Raw genomic sequence first — 21,208 nt, forward strand, 5'->3', positions numbered from 1 at the left:
AGGGCGGACCGGGCGGTGTGGTTGGGAGCCAATCCCGGCAATTTGACGTCCACGCCCGGCCTCTGCCGGGTTTTGTGACTTGATGTCACACAAGTCCTTGGCTTACCAGTCCTTTTCATCGAGCAGCACCTTGAGACGGGGCGGGAAGGCTATTTTTGATGGAGCAGTTTGCGCACGCCCTGGCCGATTTCGTGCGCGTTCACCAGGCTTGGGCGGCCCCGATCGTGTTCCTGCTCGCTTTCGGGGAGTCGCTTGCCTTCATCTCCCTGCTGATCCCGGCCTGGGGCGCGCTGGTCGCGATCGGTGCGCTGATCGGGGTGAGCGGCATCAGCTTCTATCCGGTCTGGATCGCCGGCGGCCTCGGAGCGGCCCTGGGCGATTGGGTATCTTACTGGTTCGGCTATCGCTACAAGGAGAAGGTCGCCGAGATGTGGCCGCTCTCGCGCTATCCGGGACTTCTGCCCAGAGGCGAGGCTTTCGTGCGCAGCTGGGGTATCCCCAGCATCTTCATCGGCCGGTTCTTCGGCCCCTTGCGCGCCTCGGTGCCGCTCGCGGCCGGCATCTTCGAGATGCCCTATTGGAGCTTCCAGGCCGCCAATTTCGTCTCCGCCCTGGTCTGGTCGGCCGTGCTCCTGCTGTTCGGCGACGTGCTCGCCAAGATCATGGAATGGATCTGGCGGGTGATCTGACGCCCGAACCTTGACGGGAACCGGATCTCGCTCTATAGCCCCGCGCCATGATCAACGCCGCGACCATCCTGTTCGCCCGTCGCCGCCGCCGCTCTTTAGCGGTTTGGGCGGTCGATCGCGTTTGAGATCATCGTCTTTGCCGCTGGATCCGATCCGCGGCATTCTCTCTCCTGTCAGCGCGATCTGATCCGGCGGCTCCCACAAGGAGGCCCAGCAGGAGACCACGATGTACACGCCACCCTTTTTCAAGCAGGACCGCGCCGCAAGCCTGAAGTTCGCCGAAGCGCGCGGCTTCGGCACCATGTGTGCCTTTGACGGCAAGAAGCCGATCGCCTCGCCGTTGCCGTTCTATCTGACTTACGCCGCGGACGGCACGCCGCAGGCTGCCTTTCATGTCGCCCGTCACAATCCGCTGCTAAAGCTTGCGGGCGGCGATGCGTCCTGGCTGCTCGCGGTCAACGGCCCCGATGCCTATGTATCGCCGGATTGGTACGTCTCGCCGGATCAGGTGCCGACCTGGCTCTACCAGTCGGTGCATCTGAGCGGGCCGGTGCGGCTCCTGACGGACGACGAATTGTCGGTGCAGATCGACACGCTCAGCGACAAGTTCGAGACCTGGCTGCTGCCGAAGAAGCCGTGGACGTCGGGCAAGATGACGGCGGGCCGGCTCGAGACGATGAAGAAGGCGATCGTGGGTCTGGTCATGAATGTTGAAGAGGTCGAAGGCAGCTTCAAGCTCAACCAGCACAAATCGGACGCCGACTATGCGGCGATCGCCAATGCGCTCAGTGCCGGCGATGCCGACGCCAAGCAGATCTCAGATTTGATGCGGCAGGCAAGGCCGCAGGTTTTCGCAGACGAGACGACCATGCTCGAAGGGAGCGCGCCATGAGCCTTTCCGAAACCGGCCTCTCTGACACCACCAAAGCTCCGATCACCAGTGCGGCCAACAAGCCCGCCACCGTCTTCGTCGACGGCGGCTCCGGCACCACCGGGCTCGGCATCAACGAGCGGCTGAAGCTCCAGAACGACGTCGTCGTGAAGGCGCTTCCCGACGACAAGCGCAAGGACCCCGCGGCCAAGAAGGCACTGATGGAGGAGGTGGACCTCGTCATCCTCTGCCTGCCCGACGATGCCGCCAAGGAAACGGTGGCGCTCGTCGACAGCATGGGGGCTCGAGGCCCGAAGGTGCTGGACGCCTCGACCGCCTACCGTGTCGCGCCGGACTGGGCTTACGGCTTTCCCGAGCTGACGCCTGACCAGGCCGCGAAGATCAAGGCCGCCAAGAAGGTCTCCAATCCCGGCTGCTATCCGACCGGCGCGATCGCGCTGCTGCGGCCCATCGTCGATGCCGGGCTGCTGCCGCCGGACTATCCCGTCACGGTCAACGCGGTGAGTGGCTATTCCGGCGGGGGCAAGTCGATGATCGCGAGCTTCGAGGACGGCAGCGCGCCGTCGTTCGAGCTCTATGGCCTCGGCTTCGAGCACAAGCATCTGCCCGAGATGCAGCTCTATTCCAACCTGACGCGGCGGCCGATCTTCATTCCCTCGGTCGGTAATTACCGACAGGGCATGCTGGTCTCGGTGCCGCTCCAGCTCGACACGCTGCCGGGCAAGCCCAGCGGAGCCGACCTGCAAGCCGCGCTGGCCAAGCGGTATGCCGGTTCAAAGTACGTCAAGGTGATGTCGCTGCAGAACGAGGCGACCAAGGGCGGCCGGCTCGAGCCGGAGGCGCTCAACGAGACCAACATGCTCGAGCTCTACGTCTTCGCCAGCGACAAATATCACCAGGCGGTGCTGGTCGCCCGGCTCGACAATCTCGGCAAGGGCGCTTCAGGCGCAGCCGTGCAGAACATGCGGCTGATGCTCGGCCTGCCGGAGGAGTAGGAGAGGGCGTTCCTTCGTTCTCCGTCATTGCGAGCGAAGCGAAGCAATCCAGAAATATGTCCGCGGAAACAGCCCGGATTGCTTCGTCGCTTCGCTCCTCGCAATGACGAGGGAGAGAGCCTCAAAACACCTTGAAGATCGCCAGCGCCAGCACGGCCTGCGCCAGGAAGCCGACGGTGAAGGCGAGCGTGCGGAATACCGGGATGCCGAGCGCGTAGACGATCAGATGCGCGACGCGGGACCAGAAATAGACCGCGCAGGCGAGCACGGTCCATTTGGTGGAATAGTCGATCGCATTGAGGATCAGCACCAGCGGCGCAAAGAGGACGAGGTTCTCGACCGCGTTGTCATGCGCGAACATCAACCGGTTGGCCCATTCGGCTTGCGGCTTGTCGCCGCGCGAGGGATTGGCCATCGCGCCACTGAGGCCGCGGACCTGGCACCGGTTGATCGTGTAGGGAATCCAGAGGATCCCGGTCAGGATCACTGTCAGTGTCAGCCAGAACAATTCGCGCGTCATGGTTCGATCCCCTCTGTCGTCGCAGCTGTGTTGAGAGCGAGTCTATACAAGAGCGCGTCAGAGTCCGCTATGCGCGAACCCTGACATAGCTGCCGGGCGCGTCCTCGATCGGCGGGAATGCTTCGTTTCCCGGTGCGCGCGCGCGAACCTGCTCCGGATCGAGCTCGCCCAGCCATTGCCGCCAGTCCGGCCACCACGAGCCCTTGTGCTCCACGGCGTCCTTCATCCACTGCGCGACGTTGACGTCCTTGATGTTGTCGTTGGTCCAGTACTGATACTTGTTCGAAGCCGGCGGATTGACGACGCCTGCGATATGGCCCGACCCCGACAGCACATATTTCACCGGACCACCGAAGAATTGCGAGCCGTACAGCACCGATTCCGCCGGCGCGATATGGTCCTCGCGGGTGGCGAGGTTGTAGACGGGCACCCGGACCTTGGAGAGGTCGAGCAGCGTGTTGTCGAGCACCATCGTGCCGGTGGAGAGCCGGTTCTCCAGATAGCAGTTGCGCAAATAATAGGAATGGTTCGACGCTGTCATGCGGGTTGCGTCGGAATTCCAGTGCAACAGGTCGAACGCGCTGGGCTGCTGGCCTTTCAGGTAGTTGCTGACGACGTAGGACCAGATCAGATCGTTGGAGCGCAGCATGTTGAAGGCCATCGCCATCTTCGAGCCTTCGAGCACGCCGGCCGCCTTCATGTCCTTTTCGAGCGCGGAGATCTGTTCCTCGTCGACGAACACCAGGAGGTCGCCGGCATGGGTGAAGTCGACCTGCGCCGCGAAGAACGTCGCCGACGAGACGCGCTGGCGGCGCTTCTCGGCGAGCCAGGCCAGCGTGGTCGCGAGCATGGTGCCGCCGACGCAATAGCCGGCGGTGTGCACCTTCATCTCGCCGGTGACCTTCTCGATCACGTCCATCGCCGTGAGCGGGCCTTCCTTCATGTAGTCTTCCCAGCTCTTGTTGCCGAGCCGCTTGTCGGGATTGACCCATGAGATCACGAACACGGTGATGCCCTGGTCGACGCACCACTTGATGTAGGATTTCTCCGGCTTGAGATCGAGGATGTAGAACTTGTTGATCCAGGGCGGCACGATCAGGAGCGGGGTGCGCAGCACCGTCTCCGTGGTCGGCGAATACTGGATCAGCTGCATCATCTCGTTCTGATAGATCACCTTGCCCGGCGTCGTCGCCATGTTGACGCCGACGACGAGGTTGTCCGGGTTGGACTGGCGAATCTTCAGCATGCCCTTGCCGGCCGCGATGTCCTCCGCCAGCATCGTCAGGCCACGCGCGAGGTTCTCGCCGCTGCTCGCCACGGTCTCGCGCAGCACTTCCGGATTGGTCAGCACGAAGTTGGACGGCGACAGCGCGTTGGTGACCTGCTGGACGTAGAACTCCGCCTTGCGGCGGGTCTGCGGATCGAGCCCTTCGGCATCGCGCACCAGCTCCTGCGCCCATTTGGTCGTGAGCAGATAGAGCTGCATGACGAAATCGAAGAACTGGTTCGACTTCCATTCCGGATCGGCAAAGCGCTTGTCGCGCGGCGAGGGCGCGATCGCGGGCGGTGCGTCCTGGCCGGCCATGCGGCGCACAGCCGAGCCCCAGAGGTCGAGGTAATCCTTGGCGAGTTTGGTCCGCAGATCGGAGGAGCGGGACGTGTCCGACAACCAATATTCGGCAACCGAAGTGAAGGTCTTGACCACCTCGGCAAGCTCGGCCGGCGGGCGATCCTGCACCTCGCCGCTCTCGCGCGGCTTGAGATAGGCCGCGAGCGCCTTGCCGCCGCTCTCCATCGCCCGCGCGACATTCATCGCGAAGGCTTCCGCATCGAACTTCGTCTCGGGTTTAGGCGTATCGGTCGTGGCCATACTCATAGGCAGAACAGTAACGAGTCATTCCGTATTCGTCACCGCGAAGCTCGCATGTTTGACGTTAAACACCCTCCAAGATGTGCTGCACTGCGACAAAGTTTCTTGGTTTTGTCACAATCGCGGTGCAACCCTCTGATCGTGGGCCTTAGATGTTTTCTCGCTCGTTCCATTTGTGGGCAGCAATGGTTTGAGCTTGGGCAGGTTGTCGGGTTAGTGTGCGGCAGCTTGCATTGGGACGAGTAGGGGATTTCCCAAGTGTTGGCGTTGAGGGTCCGACAAAGGTCGCTGCTGATCGGTGGCGCGCTGTTGAGCGTGGCATTTGCGCTGGGCGGCTGTTCGAGTCAGTTCGCGGATATGGCGCCCGCGGATGCTCAGGCGCATCCGAAGGAGTCCGGGGCCTATCTGCCGGTGCACGACCTGCCGCCGGATCGCGATCAAGCGATCATCCCGCCGGAACAGCGCGCCAAGATCGAGGCCGAGCTCGCCGCCGCGCGCGATCGCCAGGCCGCTGCCGGCAAGGATGCGAAGTGAGACGCTGCAAGGTAATCGCTGGCGCCCCCGCCTTGCCGTGCTAAAAGACCTCAGTTCAGCCAACAGTCAGGGCGAACGACTTCAGTCCTCGTTGTCGATGATTGCTCTAAGTATTTGATTTTGAGTAATTTTTGCGACGAGGCTGAGCCCCTTTCCGCAAAGCCGTCCTGTCCTGTCGATTCTGTCCTGACCGGTTGCCCGGAGCCCAGAGAGCCATGGAAGAATTTTACCGCATCCGACGCCTACCGCCTTACGTGTTCGAGCAGGTCAACCGGGCCAAGGCGGCCGCGCGGAATGCCGGCGCCGACATCATCGACCTCGGGATGGGTAACCCGGATCTGCCGGCCCCGGCGCATGTGCTGGAGAAACTGAAGGAGACGCTGGGCAAGCCGCGGACCGACCGCTATTCGGCCTCCCGCGGCATCCCCGGACTGCGCCGGGCCCAGGCCGGCTACTACGCCCGCCGGTTCGGCGTGAAGCTCAACCCCGACACCCAGATCGTGGCGACGCTCGGCTCGAAGGAGGGCTTTGCCAACGTGGCGCAGGCGATCACGGCGCCCGGCGACGTCATCCTCTGTCCGAACCCGAGCTATCCGATTCACGCCTTCGGCTTTTTGATGGCGGGCGGCGTGATCCGTTCGGTGCCCTCCGAGCCGACGCCGCAGTTCTTCGAGGCGGTGGAGCGGGCGATCGTGCATTCGATCCCGAAGCCGCTCGCGATCGTCGTCTGCTATCCGTCGAACCCGACTGCCTATGTCGCGAGCCTCGATTTCTACAAGGACCTCGTCGCATTTGCGAAGAAGCACGAGATCCTGATCCTGTCCGATCTCGCCTATGCCGAGGTCTATTTCGACGAGAACAACCCGCCGCCCTCCGTGCTCCAGGTGCCGGGCGCAATGGATGTCACCGTCGAGTTCACCTCGATGTCGAAGACCTATTCGATGGCCGGCTGGCGCATGGGCTTTGCGGTCGGCAATGAGCGCGTGATCGCCGCGCTCGCCCGCGTCAAATCCTATCTCGATTACGGCGCCTTCACTCCCGTTCAGGTCGCGGCGACCGCCGCGCTGAACGGTCCGGATGACTGCATCAAGGAGATGCGCGATACCTATCGCAAGCGCCGCGATGCGCTGGTGGAATCGTTCGGCCGTGCCGGCTGGGAGATCCCGCCGCCGGAGGCCTCGATGTTCGCCTGGGTGCCGCTGCCGGAGGCCTTCCGCAGCGTCGGCAGCATGCAGTTCGCGACCCTGATGGTGGAGAAATCCGGCGTTGCGGTCTCGCCCGGCGTCGGCTTCGGCGAGCATGGTGAAGGATATGTCCGCATCGCCATGGTGGAAAACGAGCAACGGATCAGGCAGGCCGCGCGCGGCGTGCGACGCTTCCTTGAAAGCGGCATCGAAACGTTGCACAACGTCGTTCCGCTCGCCAATCGGCGTTGAGTTCTCTTCGGCAGGTTTTCTAAGACATCATGGTTGCACCCCTGAAAGTGGGCATAGCGGGGCTCGGCACCGTGGGCGCCGAAGTGGTCCGTTTGATTGAAACCCAGGCCCGCGTGCTCGCGGGCCGCAGCGGCCGCGGCATCCGCGTCGTCGCCGTTACCGCGCGCTCGAAAGCGAAGAAGCGCGACGTCGATCTGCGCGGCGTCGAATGGGCCAGGGATCCGATGGCGCTGGCCACGCATCCAGGCATCGATTGCTTCGTCGAACTGATGGGCGGCGCGAGCGATCCCGCGCTGTCGGCGGTGGAGGCCGCACTCAACGCCGGCAAGTCGGTCGTCACCGCCAACAAGGCGTTGCTGGCCAAGCACGGCATCAAGCTCGCCAAATCAGCCGAAAAGCACGGCGGCGCGCTGAATTTCGAGGCAGCCGTCGGCGCCGCGATCCCCGTCATCAAGACGTTGCGTGAGGGGCTCGCCGGCACCGGCGTCAATCGCGTCTACGGCATCCTCAACGGCACCTGCAATTACATCCTGACCCGGATGGAGCAGGAGGGGCTGTCCTTCGCCGAATGCCTCAAGGACGCGCAGCGGCTCGGTTATGCCGAGGCCAACCCGTCGTTCGATGTGGATGGTCACGATACCGCGCAAAAGCTCGCGATCCTCGCCAGCCTCGCTTTCGGCACGAAAGTTGCTCAAAGCGCGGTGTATGTCGAAGGCATCTCATCCATTGCGCCGGAAGATCTGCGCGCGGCGTCTGATCTCGGCTACCGCGTCAAGCTGCTCGGCGTTGCGGTGCGCACCGCCAAGGGCATCGAGCAGCGCGTGCATCCGACCATGGTGCCAAAATCCTCCTCGATCGCGCAGGTGATGGGTGTCACCAATGCGGTCACGATCGACGGCGAGGGCATTCCGCCTATCACGCTGGTCGGCCCCGGCGCCGGCGGCGCCGCGACGGCATCCGCCGTGGTCGCCGACATCGCCGATGTCGCGCGCGGCATCCGTGCCAATCCGTTCGGCCGGCCCATTGCGCAATTGCGCGACACCAAGAAGGCGCCGATGGAGCGCCACGAGGGCGGCTACTACATCCGCCTCCTGGCGCGCGATTTCCCCGGCACCGCGGCTGCGATCGCGACGCGGCTTGCCGAACAGAAGATTTCGATCGAGTCGATCGTGCAGCGTCATCCCAATGGCGGCGTTGCACCCGCAAACGGCAAAGCGGTCCCCGTGCCTGTCATCCTGATCACCTACGCGACGCACGAGGACGCCGTGCGCCGCGCGCTCGCCGCCGTGCAAAAGGACAAGGTGATCAGCGGACGGCCGCAGGTGATCCGGATCGAGAAGAACTGAGGCGGTTCGTTCGATCGAACGAACCGCGGGCGTTGTGAGTTGATGTGGACGGAGATTTCCGTCCCAAACCGTTTCGAAGGAGTTAGCCGATGTCGACCCATATTTCAGTCCCGCCGCAGGCGTTGCTTGAGCGCATCCTGACGCTGGAGATCGTGCGGGTGACGGAGCGGGCGGCGGTGTCGTCGGCGCGGCTGCGCGGGCACGGCAACGAGAAGGCGGCTGACCAGGCCGCCGTCGATGCCATGCGGCGTGAGCTCAACAAGCTGCCGATCCAGGGCACCGTCGTGATCGGGGAAGGTGAGCGCGACGAGGCGCCGATGCTTTATATCGGCGAGCAGGTCGGTCTCAAGGCTGGCCCCGAGGTCGACATCGCCGTCGATCCGCTCGAAGGCACCACGCTGTGCGCCAAGAACATGCCGGGCTCGATCGCCACCATGGCGATGGCCGATGGCGGCACGCTGCTGCACGCCCCCGACGTCTACATGCAGAAGCTCGCGATCGGCCCCGGCTACGACAAGGGCGTCGTCGATCTCGATGCGAGCCCGGCCGACAACGTCCGCCGCCTCGCCAAAGCCAAGGGCGTCAAGCCGGAGGGCATCACCGTTCTCGTGCTCGACCGTCCGCGCCATGCCGACATCATCTCGAGCGTGCGTTCGACCGGCGCCGCCGTGCGCCTGATCACCGACGGCGACGTCGCCGGCGTGATCCACTGCGCCGACCCTGATAACACCGGCGTCGACATGTATCTGGGCACGGGCGGCGCGCCGGAAGGCGTGCTGGCCGCCGTAGCGCTGCGTTGCATCGGCGGCCAGATGCAGTGCCGCCTGATCCTCGATTCCGACGAAAAGCGCGAGCGTGCCGCCAAGATGGGCGTCAACGATCCCAAGATGATCTACGGGATCGAGGACATGGCGCGCGGCGACTGCCTGTTCGCCGCCACCGGCGTCACCACGGGCTCGCTGCTCTCAGGGGTCAAATTCCGCAAGGACGGCGTGATCGAGACCGAGACCGTCGTGATGCGCTCCGTCACCGGCACCGTGCGCTACATCAAGGCCGAGCATCGCGAGCTGGCGAAGTTTCATCTGGACTAAGTCACGACACGCGACCCTCATTCCGGGCCTGCGCTTCGCAGCGCATCCCGGAATGATCAAGAACAAGCAACATTCAGGGAAGCGCACATGTCGGATCTCTCCGCCGTCAAAGCCCTCGTTTTCGACGTGTTCGGCACGGTCGTGGACTGGCGCACCAGCCTCATCACCGACTTCATGTGGTGGAGCAAGCAGCGCGGCATCAGCGCCGACTGGACCGCCTTGGTCGACGGCTGGCGCGGCATGTACATGGCCTCGATGGACGACGTGCGCCAACATCCCGAGCGCGGCTACGTCATGCTCGATGATCTGCACCGCCGCTCGCTGGAGAAGCTGGTCGAGAAATTCGACATCAAAGGGCTGACCGAAGCCGATCTCGATTATCTCACCAAGGGCTGGCACCGCCTCAATCCCTGGCCGGACAGCGTCTCCGGCCTGACGCGGCTCAAGTCGAAATTCGTGATCTCGCCACTCTCCAACGGCAACGTCGCGCTACTCACCAACATGGCGAAGTTCGCCGGCCTGCCGTGGGATCTCATCATGTCGGCCGAGCTGTTCGAGCACTACAAGCCCGATCCCGAAACCTATCTCGGCGCCGCACGCCTGCTCTGTCTCAAGCCGGAAGAGGTGATGATGGTCGCCGCCCACAACGGCGATCTGGCGGCCGCGCAGAAGAACGGACTGAAGACCGCGTTCGTTGCCCGGCCGACGGAGTACGGTCCGCTGCAGAAGGTCGACTTCGAGGCCACCGGCCATTGGGACATCGTCGCCAAGGATTTTGGCGGGATTGCCGACAAGCTCTGGTGCTAGCGGTGTCCTTGGTCCGGGCAGCCCATGCGTCGCCCGGACCTGGTGTGACGAGCTACAGCGTCATCTTCATCGGTTCCGCATAATAGTGGAATCCCTCACCGACCTTGGCGACATGGCCGTAGCCCGGCCAGGCGAAGTGATACGACATCACGGGGGTCTTGTTCGCCGCAAGCATCGTCAGCAGTTTCACCCGCGACTCCGCCGCCTGCTTCGGATCGGTGTCGTAGGAGAACTCCATCCGCGGCCGCTCCAGCAGCAGCACCGAATGGTGCGAGAGATCGCCGAGGAAGGCGAAGGATTTCCCCGCCGACGACACCATGAAGATGGTGTGGCCGACAGTGTGGCCGGGCGCCGAGATCGCCTGCACGCCGGGCAGGAATTCCTCACCGTCCTTGAAGAACTTGATCCGCTCGCGAACCGGCAGCAGGTTCTTGCGGGCGTGAATGACGAAGTCCTTGGCCGGGCTACCGAGCTTGCCCTCGTCGGTCCAGAAGTCGAAATCGGTCTGGGAGATGTAGATCTGGGCGTTCGGGAACAGCGGCTTGTCGTTGGCATCCACTATGCCGCCGATGTGGTCGATATGGGCATGCGAGCAGACCACGGCATCGATGTCCTCAGGCTTGATGCCGGCCTCCATCATGCTCCTCTGCTGCCGGCCGGTGCTGGCGCCGAACATCTTCGACGAGCCCATGCCGGTATCGAACAGGATCAGCTTGTCGCCGGTGTTCACGATCGGCGAGTTCTGTTCGAGCACGACGTTGTCCGGCGACAGGAAATTGTCGGCCAGCATCTTCTTGACCTCTTCCTTGGGAACGCCGGTGAAGGTCCCGGAGGGATCGCCGAGCGGCAGCGGTCCATCGGACACGACGGTCACCTCGGCATCGCCGAGAACAAAGCGGTGCCAGTATGGCGTCTGGGTGCCAAGCTTGGGCGCCCGCGCCAACGCGCTGCTGCCGAGCATCGCGCTGGCACCAAGGCCTGCTCCGAGTGCAAGTAAGGATCGACGTGAGACATCGATTGTCATGCATTTCCTCCGCTTTTGTCTTCTATTTGCGCGATTGTTCGCGCGTTAGGGCCGGCCTGATCGGCTTCGCGGGCCGCAAGTCGGCAGACAAGTATGCTGCGCCCGCCGCGACAAGCTAGCAAGTAGAATTAGTGCGCGGATTCACGCGGAGCTAGAACGAGCTGCCGAGCGGGAAGGCCACGTGTGGACACGCTGTCCGCTGTCCAGGACAACATGAATTGCGCCTTACGCAATTCTCAGCGTGAGATCGTTCCCTTCCGTCTCGGCAAAGCCTGCCTGCAACACCTCCTCGCGCTTGTGGCGAAGATGCGCGCGCAGGATGTGGGAGAGGCCGGTGCCGTCGCGCCTCTGCAGCGCGTTCAGAATCGCCTCATGCTCCTTCACGGCGAGCGCCCAGCGCTGCGGCGTCATGGGTGTGACGTAGCGCGCCCGCCGGATGCGTGCTGTCACCGACGTGTAAAGCCCCGCGAGCACAGGGTTTCCGGCAGCGTTCACGATGGCTTCGTGAATGGCGCGATTGCCGCGGTAGTACTGGATCAGATCGCCGTCACGATAATGCTGCACCATGGCTGCATGCGCGGCGGCGATCTCGTCGATCTCGGCGTCCGTGATGCGCTCGCAGGCGAGTTCGCCGGCGAGGGCCTCCAGGCCCTGGCAGACTTCGAACAGGTCGCGCATGTCCTTGTCGGTCAGTTTTGCTGCGCGCGAGCCGCGATGCGGCAAGAGCTGCACGAGGCCTTCGGCGGCGAGCACCTTGAGCGCCTCACGCAGCGGCGTGCGCGAGATCCCGAGCCGCTCACACAGCTCGCGCTCGGGAATCCGGGCGCCCGGCGGGATCTCGCCGTCGAGCAGGATCGTACGGATGCGGCCGACGACATCCTCGTGAAGCATGGGACCAGCGCTCCAATTTGAATGCAAAATTGTAGGAATTTCCCGAAACCTCGAAGTTCCTGCTTGCTAATCGCAATTTTTGCATTCAAAAATGTAAAAAACAAGAGGAACTGAGGAAATGGACCTGGCTGCGGAGGCGGACGACCTCGTTTTTGAATGCAACGACGGCATCGGGCGGATCACCTTCAACCGCCCGCAGGCCCGCAACGCCTTCACCTTCGCCATGTATGAGCGGCTCGCCGCGATCTGCGAGGCGGCCAATAGCGACCGGTCGATCAAGGTGCTGGTGCTGCGCGGGGCCGGCGACAAGGCGTTCGCCTCGGGCACCGACATCAACCAGTTCCGCGAGTTCAGGACACCGCAGGACGCGATCGACTACGAGAACCGCATCGATCGGGTTCTGACCACGCTGGAGCAGTGCCGCGTGCCGACCATCGCGGCGATCAACGGATTCTGCACGGGCGGCGGGGCGGGGATTGCCGCGGCTTGCGACCTGCGCATCGGCACTGCAAGCGCGAAGATCGGCTTCCCGATCGCGCGGACGCTCGGCAATTGCTTGTCGATGTCCAATGTCAGTCGTCTGACCGCCCTCATTGGCGCCGCGCGCGTCAAGGACCTGATCTTCACCGCGCGTCTGGTCGATGCCGCGGAGGCCGCGAGCGTCGGGCTGCTCGGCGAGGTGGTCGAGGATCTTGCCGCGCTGGACAAGCGGGCCGACGAGGTCGCCCGGCTCGTCGCCAGCCACGCGCCGCTGACGCTGAACGCGACCAAGCAGGCGGTGGCGCGTCTGCAAATGCGGCTGACGCGGGACGAGGGCGAGGACCTCATCCTGATGTGCTACACGAGCCAGGATTTTCGCGAAGGGCTCGATGCTTTCCTCAACAAGCGCGCGCCGCAATGGCGCGGCCAATAGGACGCCCTGATGCAAAGCTCGCAATCCACCTCTCCCCGTTCGGGCCCGCTCGCCGGCCTCAAGGTCGTCGATCTCACCCATGTCATGGCTGGGCCGACCTGCACCCTGATGCTCGCCGACATGGGCGCCGACGTCATCAAGATCGAGAAATCGCCGAACGGCGACGACACCCGCCATTCGGTGCCGCCAAAGATCGGCGATGAGGCGGCCTCCTTCCTGATGATGAACCGCAACAAGCGCGGCATCGTGCTGGACCTCAAGACCGAGGGTGGCAAAGAGGTGCTGCGGCGCCTGATCGCGGACGCCGACGTGCTGGTCGAGAATTTTGCGCCGGGCGCGATGGAGCGTCTCGGCTTCGGTTACGAAGAGCTGCACAAGCACTATCCCTCGCTGATCTACTGCTCGCTGTCGGGCTTTGGCCGCACCGGTCCCTACAAGCACCGTCGTGGTTTCGATCTCGTCGCGCAGGCCATGAGCGGCATCATGAGCTTTACCGGTGAACGTCCCGACGGGCCGCCCGTCAAATGCGGCCCACCACTGTCGGACATCACCGCCGGCCTGCTCGCGAGCATGGGCATCCTCGCGGCCTACACGCACCGTCTCAAGACCGGCGAGGGGCAGTGGGTCGAGACCTCGCTCTACGAGGCCGCGCTGGTGCAGACCTATTGGCAGTCCACCATCGCACTCGCCGCGGGCACCGCGCCGCGCGCGATGGGCTCGGCCCATCCGCTCAACGCGCCGTATCAGGCCTTCGAAGCCTCGGACGGCTGGCTCGTGGTCGGCGGCGCCAACAAGAAGCACTGGCTGTTGATGCTGGAAGCGCTCGGCGCGAGTGAGCTCGCCGCCGATCCGCGCTTCGTTAGCGGGGCCGACCGCATGGCGAATCTTAGGGAGCTCGAAGCGGTCTTGAGCGAGCGCTTCCGCACCAAATCGCGGGCGCATTGGCTCGCGGCGCTGGACGAGAAGGGCGTGCCGTGCGGCCCCGTGCACGACATGCTGGAAGCCCTCAGTGACCCGCAGACGTTGGCCCGCGAGATGGTCGTCGAGGTCGAGCATTCCACGCTCGGTCCGGTGAAGACGATCGGCCTTCCGGTCAAGTTCTCGGAGACCCCGGGCAAGGTGCGATCAGGCGCTCCCGTCTATGGCGAGCACACGCGCGAGGTGCTGGCCGAGCACGGGTTCGACCAGAAGCAGATCGAAGCGCTCGCAAAAGAAGGCGCAATCGTCCTGGGCTCGGCAAGACGCGAGGAACGCGTCGCCTGACCGGACGTCGATACGACAAGACCAAAATACAAAAGACAAAAAATCAGCTGGAGGAAATCATGGGTCGGACGTCAACATCTCTGCTCTCCGCAGCCGCGATCGTGCTCGCCGGCACGGTGCCGGCGCTCAGTGCCTGGCAACCGCAAAAGCCGATCGAGTTCGTGGCGACCGCCGGGCCGGGCGGTGGGACCGACAATCTCGCTCGCGCGGTGCAGAACATCATCACCAAGCACAAACTGACGGACCAGCCGATCGTCGTCGTCAACAAGGGCGGCGGCAGCGGCGCCGAAGGCTACGTCTACGGCAAGGCGTCGGCCGGCGATCCCTACAAGGTGATCTTCGGCACCTCGAACGCCTGGCAGCAGCCGCTCGTCTCCAAAGTCGCCTTCAACTACACCGATCTCACCCCGATCGCGGCGATGGCGCAAGACGAGTTCCTGCTCTGGGTCAAGCAGGACGCGCCCTACAAGAATGCGGGGGATTATCTGAAGGCGGCCGCATCGGGCGAATTCAAGATGGGCGGCGCGCAGTCAAAGGACACCGACGAGGTCTTGACGCGCATGATCGAGAAGGCCGGCAAGGTCAAGCTGACCTACATCCCCTTCAAGAGCGGCGCCGAGACCGCCGTGCAGCTTGCCGGCGGACATCTCGACTCCCACGTCAACAATCCCAGCGAAAGCCTCGGGCAATGGCGCGGCGGCACGCAGCGTCCGCTCTGCGTGTTCAGCCCGAAGCGGTTGCCGCAGGGGCCGAAGGTCACCGCGGCCGAAGGCTGGGGCGACGTTCCGACCTGTGTCGAGCAAGGCCTCGATATCAAGCAATATGAGCAGCCGCGCACCGTCTGGCTGCCCGGAAAGGTGACGCCGGACCAGGCCGCGTTCTACGTCGACCTGATGAAGAAGGTGCAGGCGACGCCCGAGTGGAAGGATTACATCGAGAAGACCTCCCAGGTCGACACGTTCCTGACCGGCGCCGAGTTCGACAAGTTCATCAAGGAGGACCTCGAACACGTCAAGCAGGTCGCGGGCGAGCAGGGCTGGCTGGTCAAGTGAGGCGACTATCGTGCCACAATCTCCACTGTCGCCCCTGCGAACGCAGGGACCCATACCGCGTGATCTAACGAGGAGCGTTGGGTGGTGATACAGACTTGGCTACCAGTCCTCATCAAACTCCACCCTGGGGTTATGGGTCCCTGCGTTAGCAGGGACGACCCCGAGCGCTGGGAAAGTGCTTGCGTCATAACTGGTCACGGTCCGTAGCCTGAGCGGAGCCTCCCATGATCTCACGCCGCGCCCTCGAACTCGCCACCGCCGTTCTCACCGGCGGCTTCGGTGTGGCCGTCGTCGTCTCCAGCCTCGACAACGGCATCGGCTGGTCGAGCGCGGGCGTCGACGCCGGGACGTTTCCGTTCCTGACCGGCATCATCATCGTGCTCGGAAGCCTCTACAATCTGGTGCGGGGCGTGCTGCCGGTGGCGTCCCTGGCCAATGTTCCGATCGCGATCACACAGGTCGAACTGCGCCGTCTTGCCGGCCTGTTCGTGCCGGCCGCGATCTTCGTTGCTGCGATTCCGCTGGTCGGGATGTACGTCGCCTCCGCATTCTATGTCTTCGCCGTGCTGGCGATCCCCCGGCACCAATCCGTGCCCCATGCGCTGGCCATGGCGGGGGCAACGGCGCTCGCGCTCTATGTCGTGTTTGAGCGCATGTTCCAGGTCAGCCTGCCGCACGGCGCGCTCGCCGCCGCGTTCGGGCTCTGACGGAGAATCCGATGGATAATCTCGCAGAGCTCCTGCACGGCTTCACCATCGCGGTCACCGCGCCGCATCTGGCCCTGATGGCCGTCGGCGTGCTGCTCGGCATTCTCGTTGGCGTGTTGCCGGGGCTGGGCGCGCCGAACGGCGTGTCGCTGCTGTTGCCGCTGACCTTCGGCATGCAGCCGGTGTCGGCGATCATCCTGCTCTCCAGCATGTATTGGGGCGCGCTGTTCGGCGGCTCCGTGACCTCGATCCTGTTCAATATTCCGGGAGAGCCCTCGTCGGTCGCGACCACCTTCGACGGCTATCCGATGGCGCGCGACGGCCGGCCGACCACGGCGCTCGCGACGGCCTTCGGTTCGGCGGCGTTCGGCGCCCTGGTTGGTGTCATCCTGATCACGTTCCTCGCGTCCTGGGTGGCGCAGGTCGCGCTCGCTTTCGGCCCGGCGGAATATTTTGCGGTCTATTTCCTGGCCTTTGCGAGCTTTGTCGGCATGGGCGGTGCAGCGCCGATCAAGACGGTCGTGGCGCTCGCGATCGGCTTTGCCATCGCCGCGATCGGCATCGACACCGTCTCCGGCAGCGTCCGGCTCACCATGGGCATCGATGAGCTCGTCAAGGGCGTCAGCTTCGTCGTCGCGGTGATGGGCCTGTTCGGCATCGGCGAGCTCCTGGTCGCGGTCGAGGAGGAGTTTCACGCCCGCGCCGTGTCCTCCAAGATCGATTGGCGCGAGGTGTTCCGCGCGGTCGGCCGCCTGCCGCGGCATGGTGTGGCACTGCTGCGCAGTGCCGCGATCGGCTGTTGGATGGGGATCACGCCGGGCGGCCCGACCGCGGCGTCGTTCATGAGCTACGGCATCGCCCGCCGCTTCTCGCGCCGCGGCCGATATTTTGGCACAGGAGAGGTCGAAGGCATCATCTCGCCGGAGACCGCCGATCATGCCGCCGGCACCAGCGCGCTCTTGCCGATGCTCTCGCTCGGCATTCCCGGCTCGGCGACGGCGGCGGTGATGATGGGCGGGCTGATGATCTGGGGCCTCAATCCCGGACCGATGCTGTTCGTCGATAGCAAGGATTTCGTCTGGGGCCTGATCGCCTCGATGTATGTCGGCAACATCGTCGCCGTCGCGCTGGTGCTGCTCACCGTTCCGGTGTTCGCCGCCTTGATGCGGATTCCCTTCGTGGTGATCGCGCCGCTGATCGTGATCATCTGCGTCGTCGGCGCCTATTCCGTCTCGAACTCCTATCTCGACGTGGTCATGATGCTCGGCTTCGGCGTCATCGGCTATCTCTTCAAGAAGCTGTTCTATCCGCTGGCGCCGCTCGTGCTCGCCATCGTCATCGGCGACAAGGCCGAGGACGCGTTCCGGCAGTCGATGCTGATGTCCAAGGGATCCCTCGGCATCTTCTTCGCCAACAAGCTGGTGACATGCCTGATCGTGGCCGGCATCGCGCTTCTGCTGCTACCGCTTGTGCTGCAGCTCGCGCGCTTCTGGCGCAAACCCGCATCCCCCGCCGCCGGCGCGACAAGCCAGGAGAAAGTGATCATATGACCGCAAAGCCGCTGATTGCGCTGGCCATGGGAGATCCCGCCGGCATCAGCCCCGAGCTGACGGCAAAGCTGGCAGCACAGGACGACATTCGCGCCCAAAGCCGGCTCGTCGTCATCGGTGACCGCCGCATCTTCGACGAGGGTGCGCGCATTGCCGGCCTCAAGCCCGTGCTGACGACGGTGGAGCAGGGCGCCGACCTCCGCGCGGCAGAGGGCGAGGCGCTGTTTGTCGACCTCGGCCATCTCGATCCCCGGGAGGTCGAGCCGAGGACCGCGACTCTCGCCGGCGGAAAATTCGCGCTGACCAATTACAAGCACGCGCTCGAACTTGGTCGCGACGGCCGCGTCGACGCGGTCTGCTTCACCCCCTTCAACAAGCAGGCGATGCGGCTTGCGCGCGCCGAGTACGACGACGAGATCGCATTCTCCGCGGAGGTGGTCGGCCTCACAACGCCTGCCAGCGAGTTCAACGTCCTGGACAGGCTCTGGAATGCACGCGTGACCTCCCATATCCCATTGAAGGACGTCGCTGCAAAGCTGTCCAGCGAGCGCATCCATCGTGCGCTCGAGCTGACCGATGCCTGCATGCGCAAGGCCGGCTTCGCGCGGCCGCGCATTGCGGTCGCCGGTCTCAATCCACATGCCGGCGACGGCGGCAATTTCGGCCGCGAGGAGATCGACGTTATCGCGCCCGTGGTCGGAGCCGGCCAGCGCGAGGGCATTGCCGCCGAAGGGCCGTTTCCGGCCGACACGGTATTCCTGCGCGCCAAGGCCGGCGCCTTCGATGCGGTGCTGACGATGTATCACGACCAGGGCCAGATCGCGATGAAGCTGATGGGCTTCGATCGCGGAGTCACCTTGCTCGGCGGCTTTCCATTCCCGATCTGCACACCGGCGCACGGGACCGCCTACGACATCGCAGGGCAGGGCATCGCCTCGATCGGCGCCAGCCGCGCCGCGCTGCTGCTCGCCGCGGAGATGGCGGCGCGCCGCGCCGGTTGATTGCACGCCGGTCCGCTACTTCGCGATCGGCGTCGTCAGCTCTTTGTCGGGGCCGAGCTGCGATCCCTAAGGATCTGCACAGCTTCCTCCCGCGTGCCGCTGTCCGGCACTGTTCACACTGCACGCACGCCTTTGTGAGCGGCGGTTCGGCAGGTGACCGTAACGCCGGAGTGAGCCGTCCGTAGAGAGCGATGGCGAGGGCTGGTTCAATCAACGTCAAGGGAAGAAGTGCCTCACATGAGCGTATCGTTCAATGTTGCCGAGAAGGGAAGTGGCTCCTACCGGCCGCTTGCCATCCTGCGCTGGGTCATGGTCGTCATTTTCGTCTCGTTCGGCATGCAAAAATTCACATTGCAGTCGGCGCAGGGGATCGCCCAGTTCATCACCAACTCTCCGTTCGTGTCGTGGCTGTCGCTCTTTGGCCTCAGAGGTGAGGCCTATGTTCTCGGCGTCGTCGAGTTTGTGATTGCGGCACTGCTTGCGGCCGGTGCTTTCAGCCCGATTTTGTCGGCGCTCGGCTCGCTCATGGGCATCGCCACCTTTGCGGTGACGTGGTCGTTCTTCTTTACGACGCCGGGCGTGGTCAAATGGAGCATTTCGACCGATCCCATGGCGTGGAATCTGGCAGGCGAGTTCTTGTTCAAGGACATCGTCCTGCTTTGCGTCTGCGTCGTTCTGTTCCTGGCCTCGCTGCCTCGCCAGGGTGCGCAAACCCCGGTGGCTTAGCCGTCGGGAGCTATCCTCGCGCGCAGCGGAACATTCCCTGAAATCGAGGGATCAATGTCCGCTGAGCACCAGTGTCTTGACCGGCAACAGCAGCGCTTGAATGCGCAGCAGAAGGGCATGAACGAGCCCCGTGGCATCGACGACATGCAGGGCAAATCCCTTCAGCGCGCCGGTCTTGGGGTCCGCGATCGCGTCGTGGTTGCTGGTGTAGGCGTTGACGATGCAGGTCGAGCCTGGCGTGACGCCCTCGAGCCCGCCCTTATACAGCGGTTCCAGAAACGCCAGGATTGTGCCCGGCTGGCGCAGATTTTGCGGATCGACGAGCTGTTCGCCCGATCGAAATTGACCGGCGGCGATGTAGTCCTGAACGCCTGTGACGACGAGCGGAATGATGACCCAGGGCTTCGAGATGCAAGTCGCTTCCGCAAGCATGCCGGGTCGCATGACCTGGGCTTCAATCTGGCCGAAGCCAGCCTGCAACGCCCGCCGGCCCGCGCCTTCCGGGATCAAGACACCGGCCGGCCGCATAATCTGATTGACGACATCGCCGGTGCGCAGAAGGAATTGCTCCACTCGTCCGTCGACGCCCGCCCGAATGGAGGTCTTGTCGAGGTCCACTTGCGCCTCTGCCATCGCGGCTTCGGCGCTCGCCTTCTCGGCCGGGAGAAGTGTTGAGACCCGGAGAGCCGAAGCCTCCCGGGCGGCGCTGGCGGCATCGATGGCCGCCTGCCGCTGATCGACGGTGACCTGGAGCTTTTCGATATCGCGCTGCGGCACGATCCCGGGATTGCGCCGCTGCAATTCGCTCTTGGTGTCGAGCTCATCCTTCGCTTGCTGCCAGGCCGCCTTGACTTCTCCGATCTGGGCTTCCGCCTTCACCACGTCGGCCCGCGCGCTGATCAGCGAGGCGTCGATCTCGGCGACCTTTCGTTTCGCCGTCTCGAGCGCGGCCTGCTGCTTGGCATTGTCCAGCCGGAAGAGGACGTCGCCCTTCTTCACAGGCGCGCTGTAATCGATGTTGACCTCCGCGACGCGGCCGGCGACTTCGGGCAGAATGGGCACGGTGCGGAAGTAGAGCACCGCCGAATTGGTCGAGGGATGATAGTAGAAGATCATGGTGATCAGCGCGACGGTCAGCATCAGGCAGCCGGTGATGCCCCACCTCAGCTCGTACCAAACCGAGAAGAGCGTGATCTCCTTGCCGAACCGCTTGTTCTGCCGATAGCGGCGATAGAGGTAGTCCGGAAGGATTGTCACGAGCGAGCAGAGCAGAAGTTCAAGCATGCCCTTGAACTCCCTCGTTCGACGCATTCTTGGTGCCGGAATTTCCGGTCGGCTCGGCTTCGGATGCTGATTGCGGCGTCTGCGGTGTTGCATCGGCGATCCGCTCTACCGAGCCAGCCATGGAGCGCAGCGGCGTGGAGAAGTCCGGCAGGTCGATCATCGCGAGCAGCAGGCCCGCGATCCAGAAGATGTGCATGTGCGTGAACAGCGAGATGAGGCCGAGCACGGCGACGATCTCGAATTGCAGCTTTTGCGATTTGTGCGCCATGCGCTCCGGAAGGCTGTGCAGCTTCCAATAGAGCGTTCCCACCCACAACACGACGGCGATGAGGAAGATCGCCATGACGATCATCAGGCCGTCCGAGCCGTCAGGCCCAGGTACGAAGAACGGCAGATGATGAGGCGCTGCCGGATGCATTTGTTCGCTCAAGCTCGTTCTCCTTGGCCAGAAGAAGCCTGAGAGCCCATACTGAGGCTCGCACATTGTCGGGCATTGTTCCCCAACACCGGACCTGCAGCAAGGATTGGATCGAGCCTGCGGTTGCGTCGATTGCTGCTGTTCTGCGGGCTTGGCGCGTTGCAAAAAATAACCAGAGAAAACAACCCCTTGGCTACTG

21 protein-coding genes are annotated in these 21,208 nt (G+C 64.0%); 15 read left to right on the forward strand and 6 right to left on the reverse strand.

Annotated features, from left to right (window positions below; genetic code table 11):
* The first annotated feature begins 158 nt into the window (after positions 1-158).
* From XH84_RS30470 to argC, 3 genes are all read left to right on the forward strand, one after another.
* The gene (locus XH84_RS30470; RefSeq protein WP_128921951.1) at positions 159-689 is read left to right on the forward strand and encodes a DedA family protein; all 531 of its coding nucleotides are present in this window, start codon (positions 159-161) and stop codon (positions 687-689) included.
* 226 nt (positions 690-915) lie between these two features.
* Positions 916-1,581 (forward strand): FMN-binding negative transcriptional regulator, encoded by a 666-nt coding sequence (locus tag XH84_RS30475; RefSeq protein ID WP_128921950.1) that lies wholly within the window; start codon positions 916-918, stop codon positions 1,579-1,581.
* Positions 1,578-2,576: an N-acetyl-gamma-glutamyl-phosphate reductase gene (argC, locus tag XH84_RS30480; protein WP_128921949.1), complete on the forward strand. Its 999-nt coding sequence runs from the start codon at positions 1,578-1,580 to the stop codon at positions 2,574-2,576. The genes XH84_RS30475 and argC overlap by 4 nt, the downstream gene beginning before the upstream one ends.
* Before the next feature lie 121 nt (positions 2,577-2,697).
* Here argC and XH84_RS30485 read toward each other — a convergent pair whose 3' ends face one another.
* Complete coding sequence (locus XH84_RS30485) at positions 2,698-3,096, reverse strand: MAPEG family protein (RefSeq protein WP_128921948.1); 399 nt, start codon at positions 3,094-3,096, stop codon at positions 2,698-2,700.
* A gap of 67 nt (positions 3,097-3,163) precedes the next feature.
* Complete coding sequence (locus XH84_RS30490) at positions 3,164-4,972, reverse strand: PHA/PHB synthase family protein (RefSeq protein WP_164936580.1); 1,809 nt, start codon at positions 4,970-4,972, stop codon at positions 3,164-3,166.
* Between the two features lie 252 nt (positions 4,973-5,224).
* Between XH84_RS30490 and XH84_RS30495 the strand changes: the two genes are divergently transcribed.
* The 5 genes from XH84_RS30495 (at position 5,225) to XH84_RS30515 (ending at position 10,180) form a co-directional block, all read left to right on the forward strand.
* Positions 5,225-5,500 (forward strand): hypothetical protein, encoded by a 276-nt coding sequence (locus XH84_RS30495; RefSeq protein ID WP_128921946.1) that lies wholly within the window; start codon positions 5,225-5,227, stop codon positions 5,498-5,500.
* A gap of 215 nt (positions 5,501-5,715) precedes the next feature.
* Positions 5,716-6,936, forward strand: a complete 1,221-nt coding sequence (locus XH84_RS30500) for an LL-diaminopimelate aminotransferase (protein WP_128921945.1) — start codon at positions 5,716-5,718, stop codon at positions 6,934-6,936.
* 29 nt (positions 6,937-6,965) lie between these two features.
* Positions 6,966-8,282, forward strand: a complete 1,317-nt coding sequence (locus XH84_RS30505) for a homoserine dehydrogenase (protein WP_128921944.1) — start codon at positions 6,966-6,968, stop codon at positions 8,280-8,282.
* Positions 8,283-8,371: 89 nt separating this feature from the next.
* The gene (gene glpX / locus XH84_RS30510; RefSeq protein ID WP_128921943.1) at positions 8,372-9,373 is read left to right on the forward strand and encodes a class II fructose-bisphosphatase; all 1,002 of its coding nucleotides are present in this window, start codon (positions 8,372-8,374) and stop codon (positions 9,371-9,373) included.
* A gap of 87 nt (positions 9,374-9,460) precedes the next feature.
* Positions 9,461-10,180 (forward strand): haloacid dehalogenase type II, encoded by a 720-nt coding sequence (locus XH84_RS30515; RefSeq protein WP_128921942.1) that lies wholly within the window; start codon positions 9,461-9,463, stop codon positions 10,178-10,180.
* 52 nt (positions 10,181-10,232) lie between these two features.
* On the opposite strand, the gene XH84_RS30520 is transcribed toward XH84_RS30515, so the two are convergent.
* Both XH84_RS30520 and XH84_RS30525 read right to left on the reverse strand, forming a co-directional pair.
* Positions 10,233-11,204: an MBL fold metallo-hydrolase gene (locus XH84_RS30520; RefSeq protein WP_128921941.1), complete on the reverse strand. Its 972-nt coding sequence runs from the start codon at positions 11,202-11,204 to the stop codon at positions 10,233-10,235.
* Positions 11,205-11,429: 225 nt separating this feature from the next.
* Positions 11,430-12,095, reverse strand: coding sequence for a GntR family transcriptional regulator (locus XH84_RS30525; RefSeq protein ID WP_128921940.1), 666 nt, complete (start codon positions 12,093-12,095; stop codon positions 11,430-11,432).
* A 118-nt stretch (positions 12,096-12,213) separates the two neighbouring features.
* On the opposite strand from XH84_RS30525, the gene XH84_RS30530 reads away from it, so the two are divergent.
* The 7 genes from XH84_RS30530 (at position 12,214) to XH84_RS30560 (ending at position 19,307) form a co-directional block, all read left to right on the forward strand.
* Positions 12,214-13,008, forward strand: a complete 795-nt coding sequence (locus XH84_RS30530; protein WP_128921939.1) for an enoyl-CoA hydratase/isomerase family protein — start codon at positions 12,214-12,216, stop codon at positions 13,006-13,008.
* Between the two features lie 9 nt (positions 13,009-13,017).
* Entirely contained in the window at positions 13,018-14,271 is a 1,254-nt protein-coding gene (locus XH84_RS30535; RefSeq protein WP_128921938.1) for a CaiB/BaiF CoA transferase family protein, read from the forward strand.
* 59 nt (positions 14,272-14,330) lie between these two features.
* Complete coding sequence (locus XH84_RS30540; protein WP_128921937.1) at positions 14,331-15,323, forward strand: Bug family tripartite tricarboxylate transporter substrate binding protein; 993 nt, start codon at positions 14,331-14,333, stop codon at positions 15,321-15,323.
* Positions 15,324-15,547: 224 nt separating this feature from the next.
* Entirely contained in the window at positions 15,548-16,030 is a 483-nt protein-coding gene (locus tag XH84_RS30545; RefSeq protein ID WP_128921936.1) for a tripartite tricarboxylate transporter TctB family protein, read from the forward strand.
* Between the two features lie 11 nt (positions 16,031-16,041).
* Positions 16,042-17,580 carry a tripartite tricarboxylate transporter permease gene (locus tag XH84_RS30550; RefSeq protein WP_128921935.1) on the forward strand — a complete coding sequence of 513 codons (1,539 nt, stop codon included), beginning with the start codon at positions 16,042-16,044 and terminating at the stop codon, positions 17,578-17,580.
* Positions 17,577-18,581 carry a 4-hydroxythreonine-4-phosphate dehydrogenase PdxA gene (locus tag XH84_RS30555; RefSeq protein ID WP_128921934.1) on the forward strand — a complete coding sequence of 335 codons (1,005 nt, stop codon included), beginning with the start codon at positions 17,577-17,579 and terminating at the stop codon, positions 18,579-18,581. Before XH84_RS30550 ends, XH84_RS30555 begins: the two co-directional genes overlap by 4 nt.
* Positions 18,582-18,818: 237 nt before the next feature.
* Complete coding sequence (locus tag XH84_RS30560; RefSeq protein WP_128921933.1) at positions 18,819-19,307, forward strand: YkgB family protein; 489 nt, start codon at positions 18,819-18,821, stop codon at positions 19,305-19,307.
* 51 nt (positions 19,308-19,358) lie between these two features.
* Here the strand turns inward: XH84_RS30560 and XH84_RS30565 are convergent, their stop codons facing one another.
* Positions 19,359-20,591: an HlyD family secretion protein gene (locus tag XH84_RS30565; RefSeq protein WP_128921932.1), complete on the reverse strand. Its 1,233-nt coding sequence runs from the start codon at positions 20,589-20,591 to the stop codon at positions 19,359-19,361.
* Complete coding sequence (locus XH84_RS30570) at positions 20,584-21,021, reverse strand: hypothetical protein (protein WP_245471898.1); 438 nt, start codon at positions 21,019-21,021, stop codon at positions 20,584-20,586. Before XH84_RS30570 ends, XH84_RS30565 begins: the two co-directional genes overlap by 8 nt.
* Between the last annotated feature and the right edge of the window lie 187 nt (positions 21,022-21,208).

This window comes from Bradyrhizobium nanningense (assembly GCF_004114535.1).
Classification (GTDB): domain Bacteria; phylum Pseudomonadota; class Alphaproteobacteria; order Rhizobiales; family Xanthobacteraceae; genus Bradyrhizobium; species Bradyrhizobium nanningense.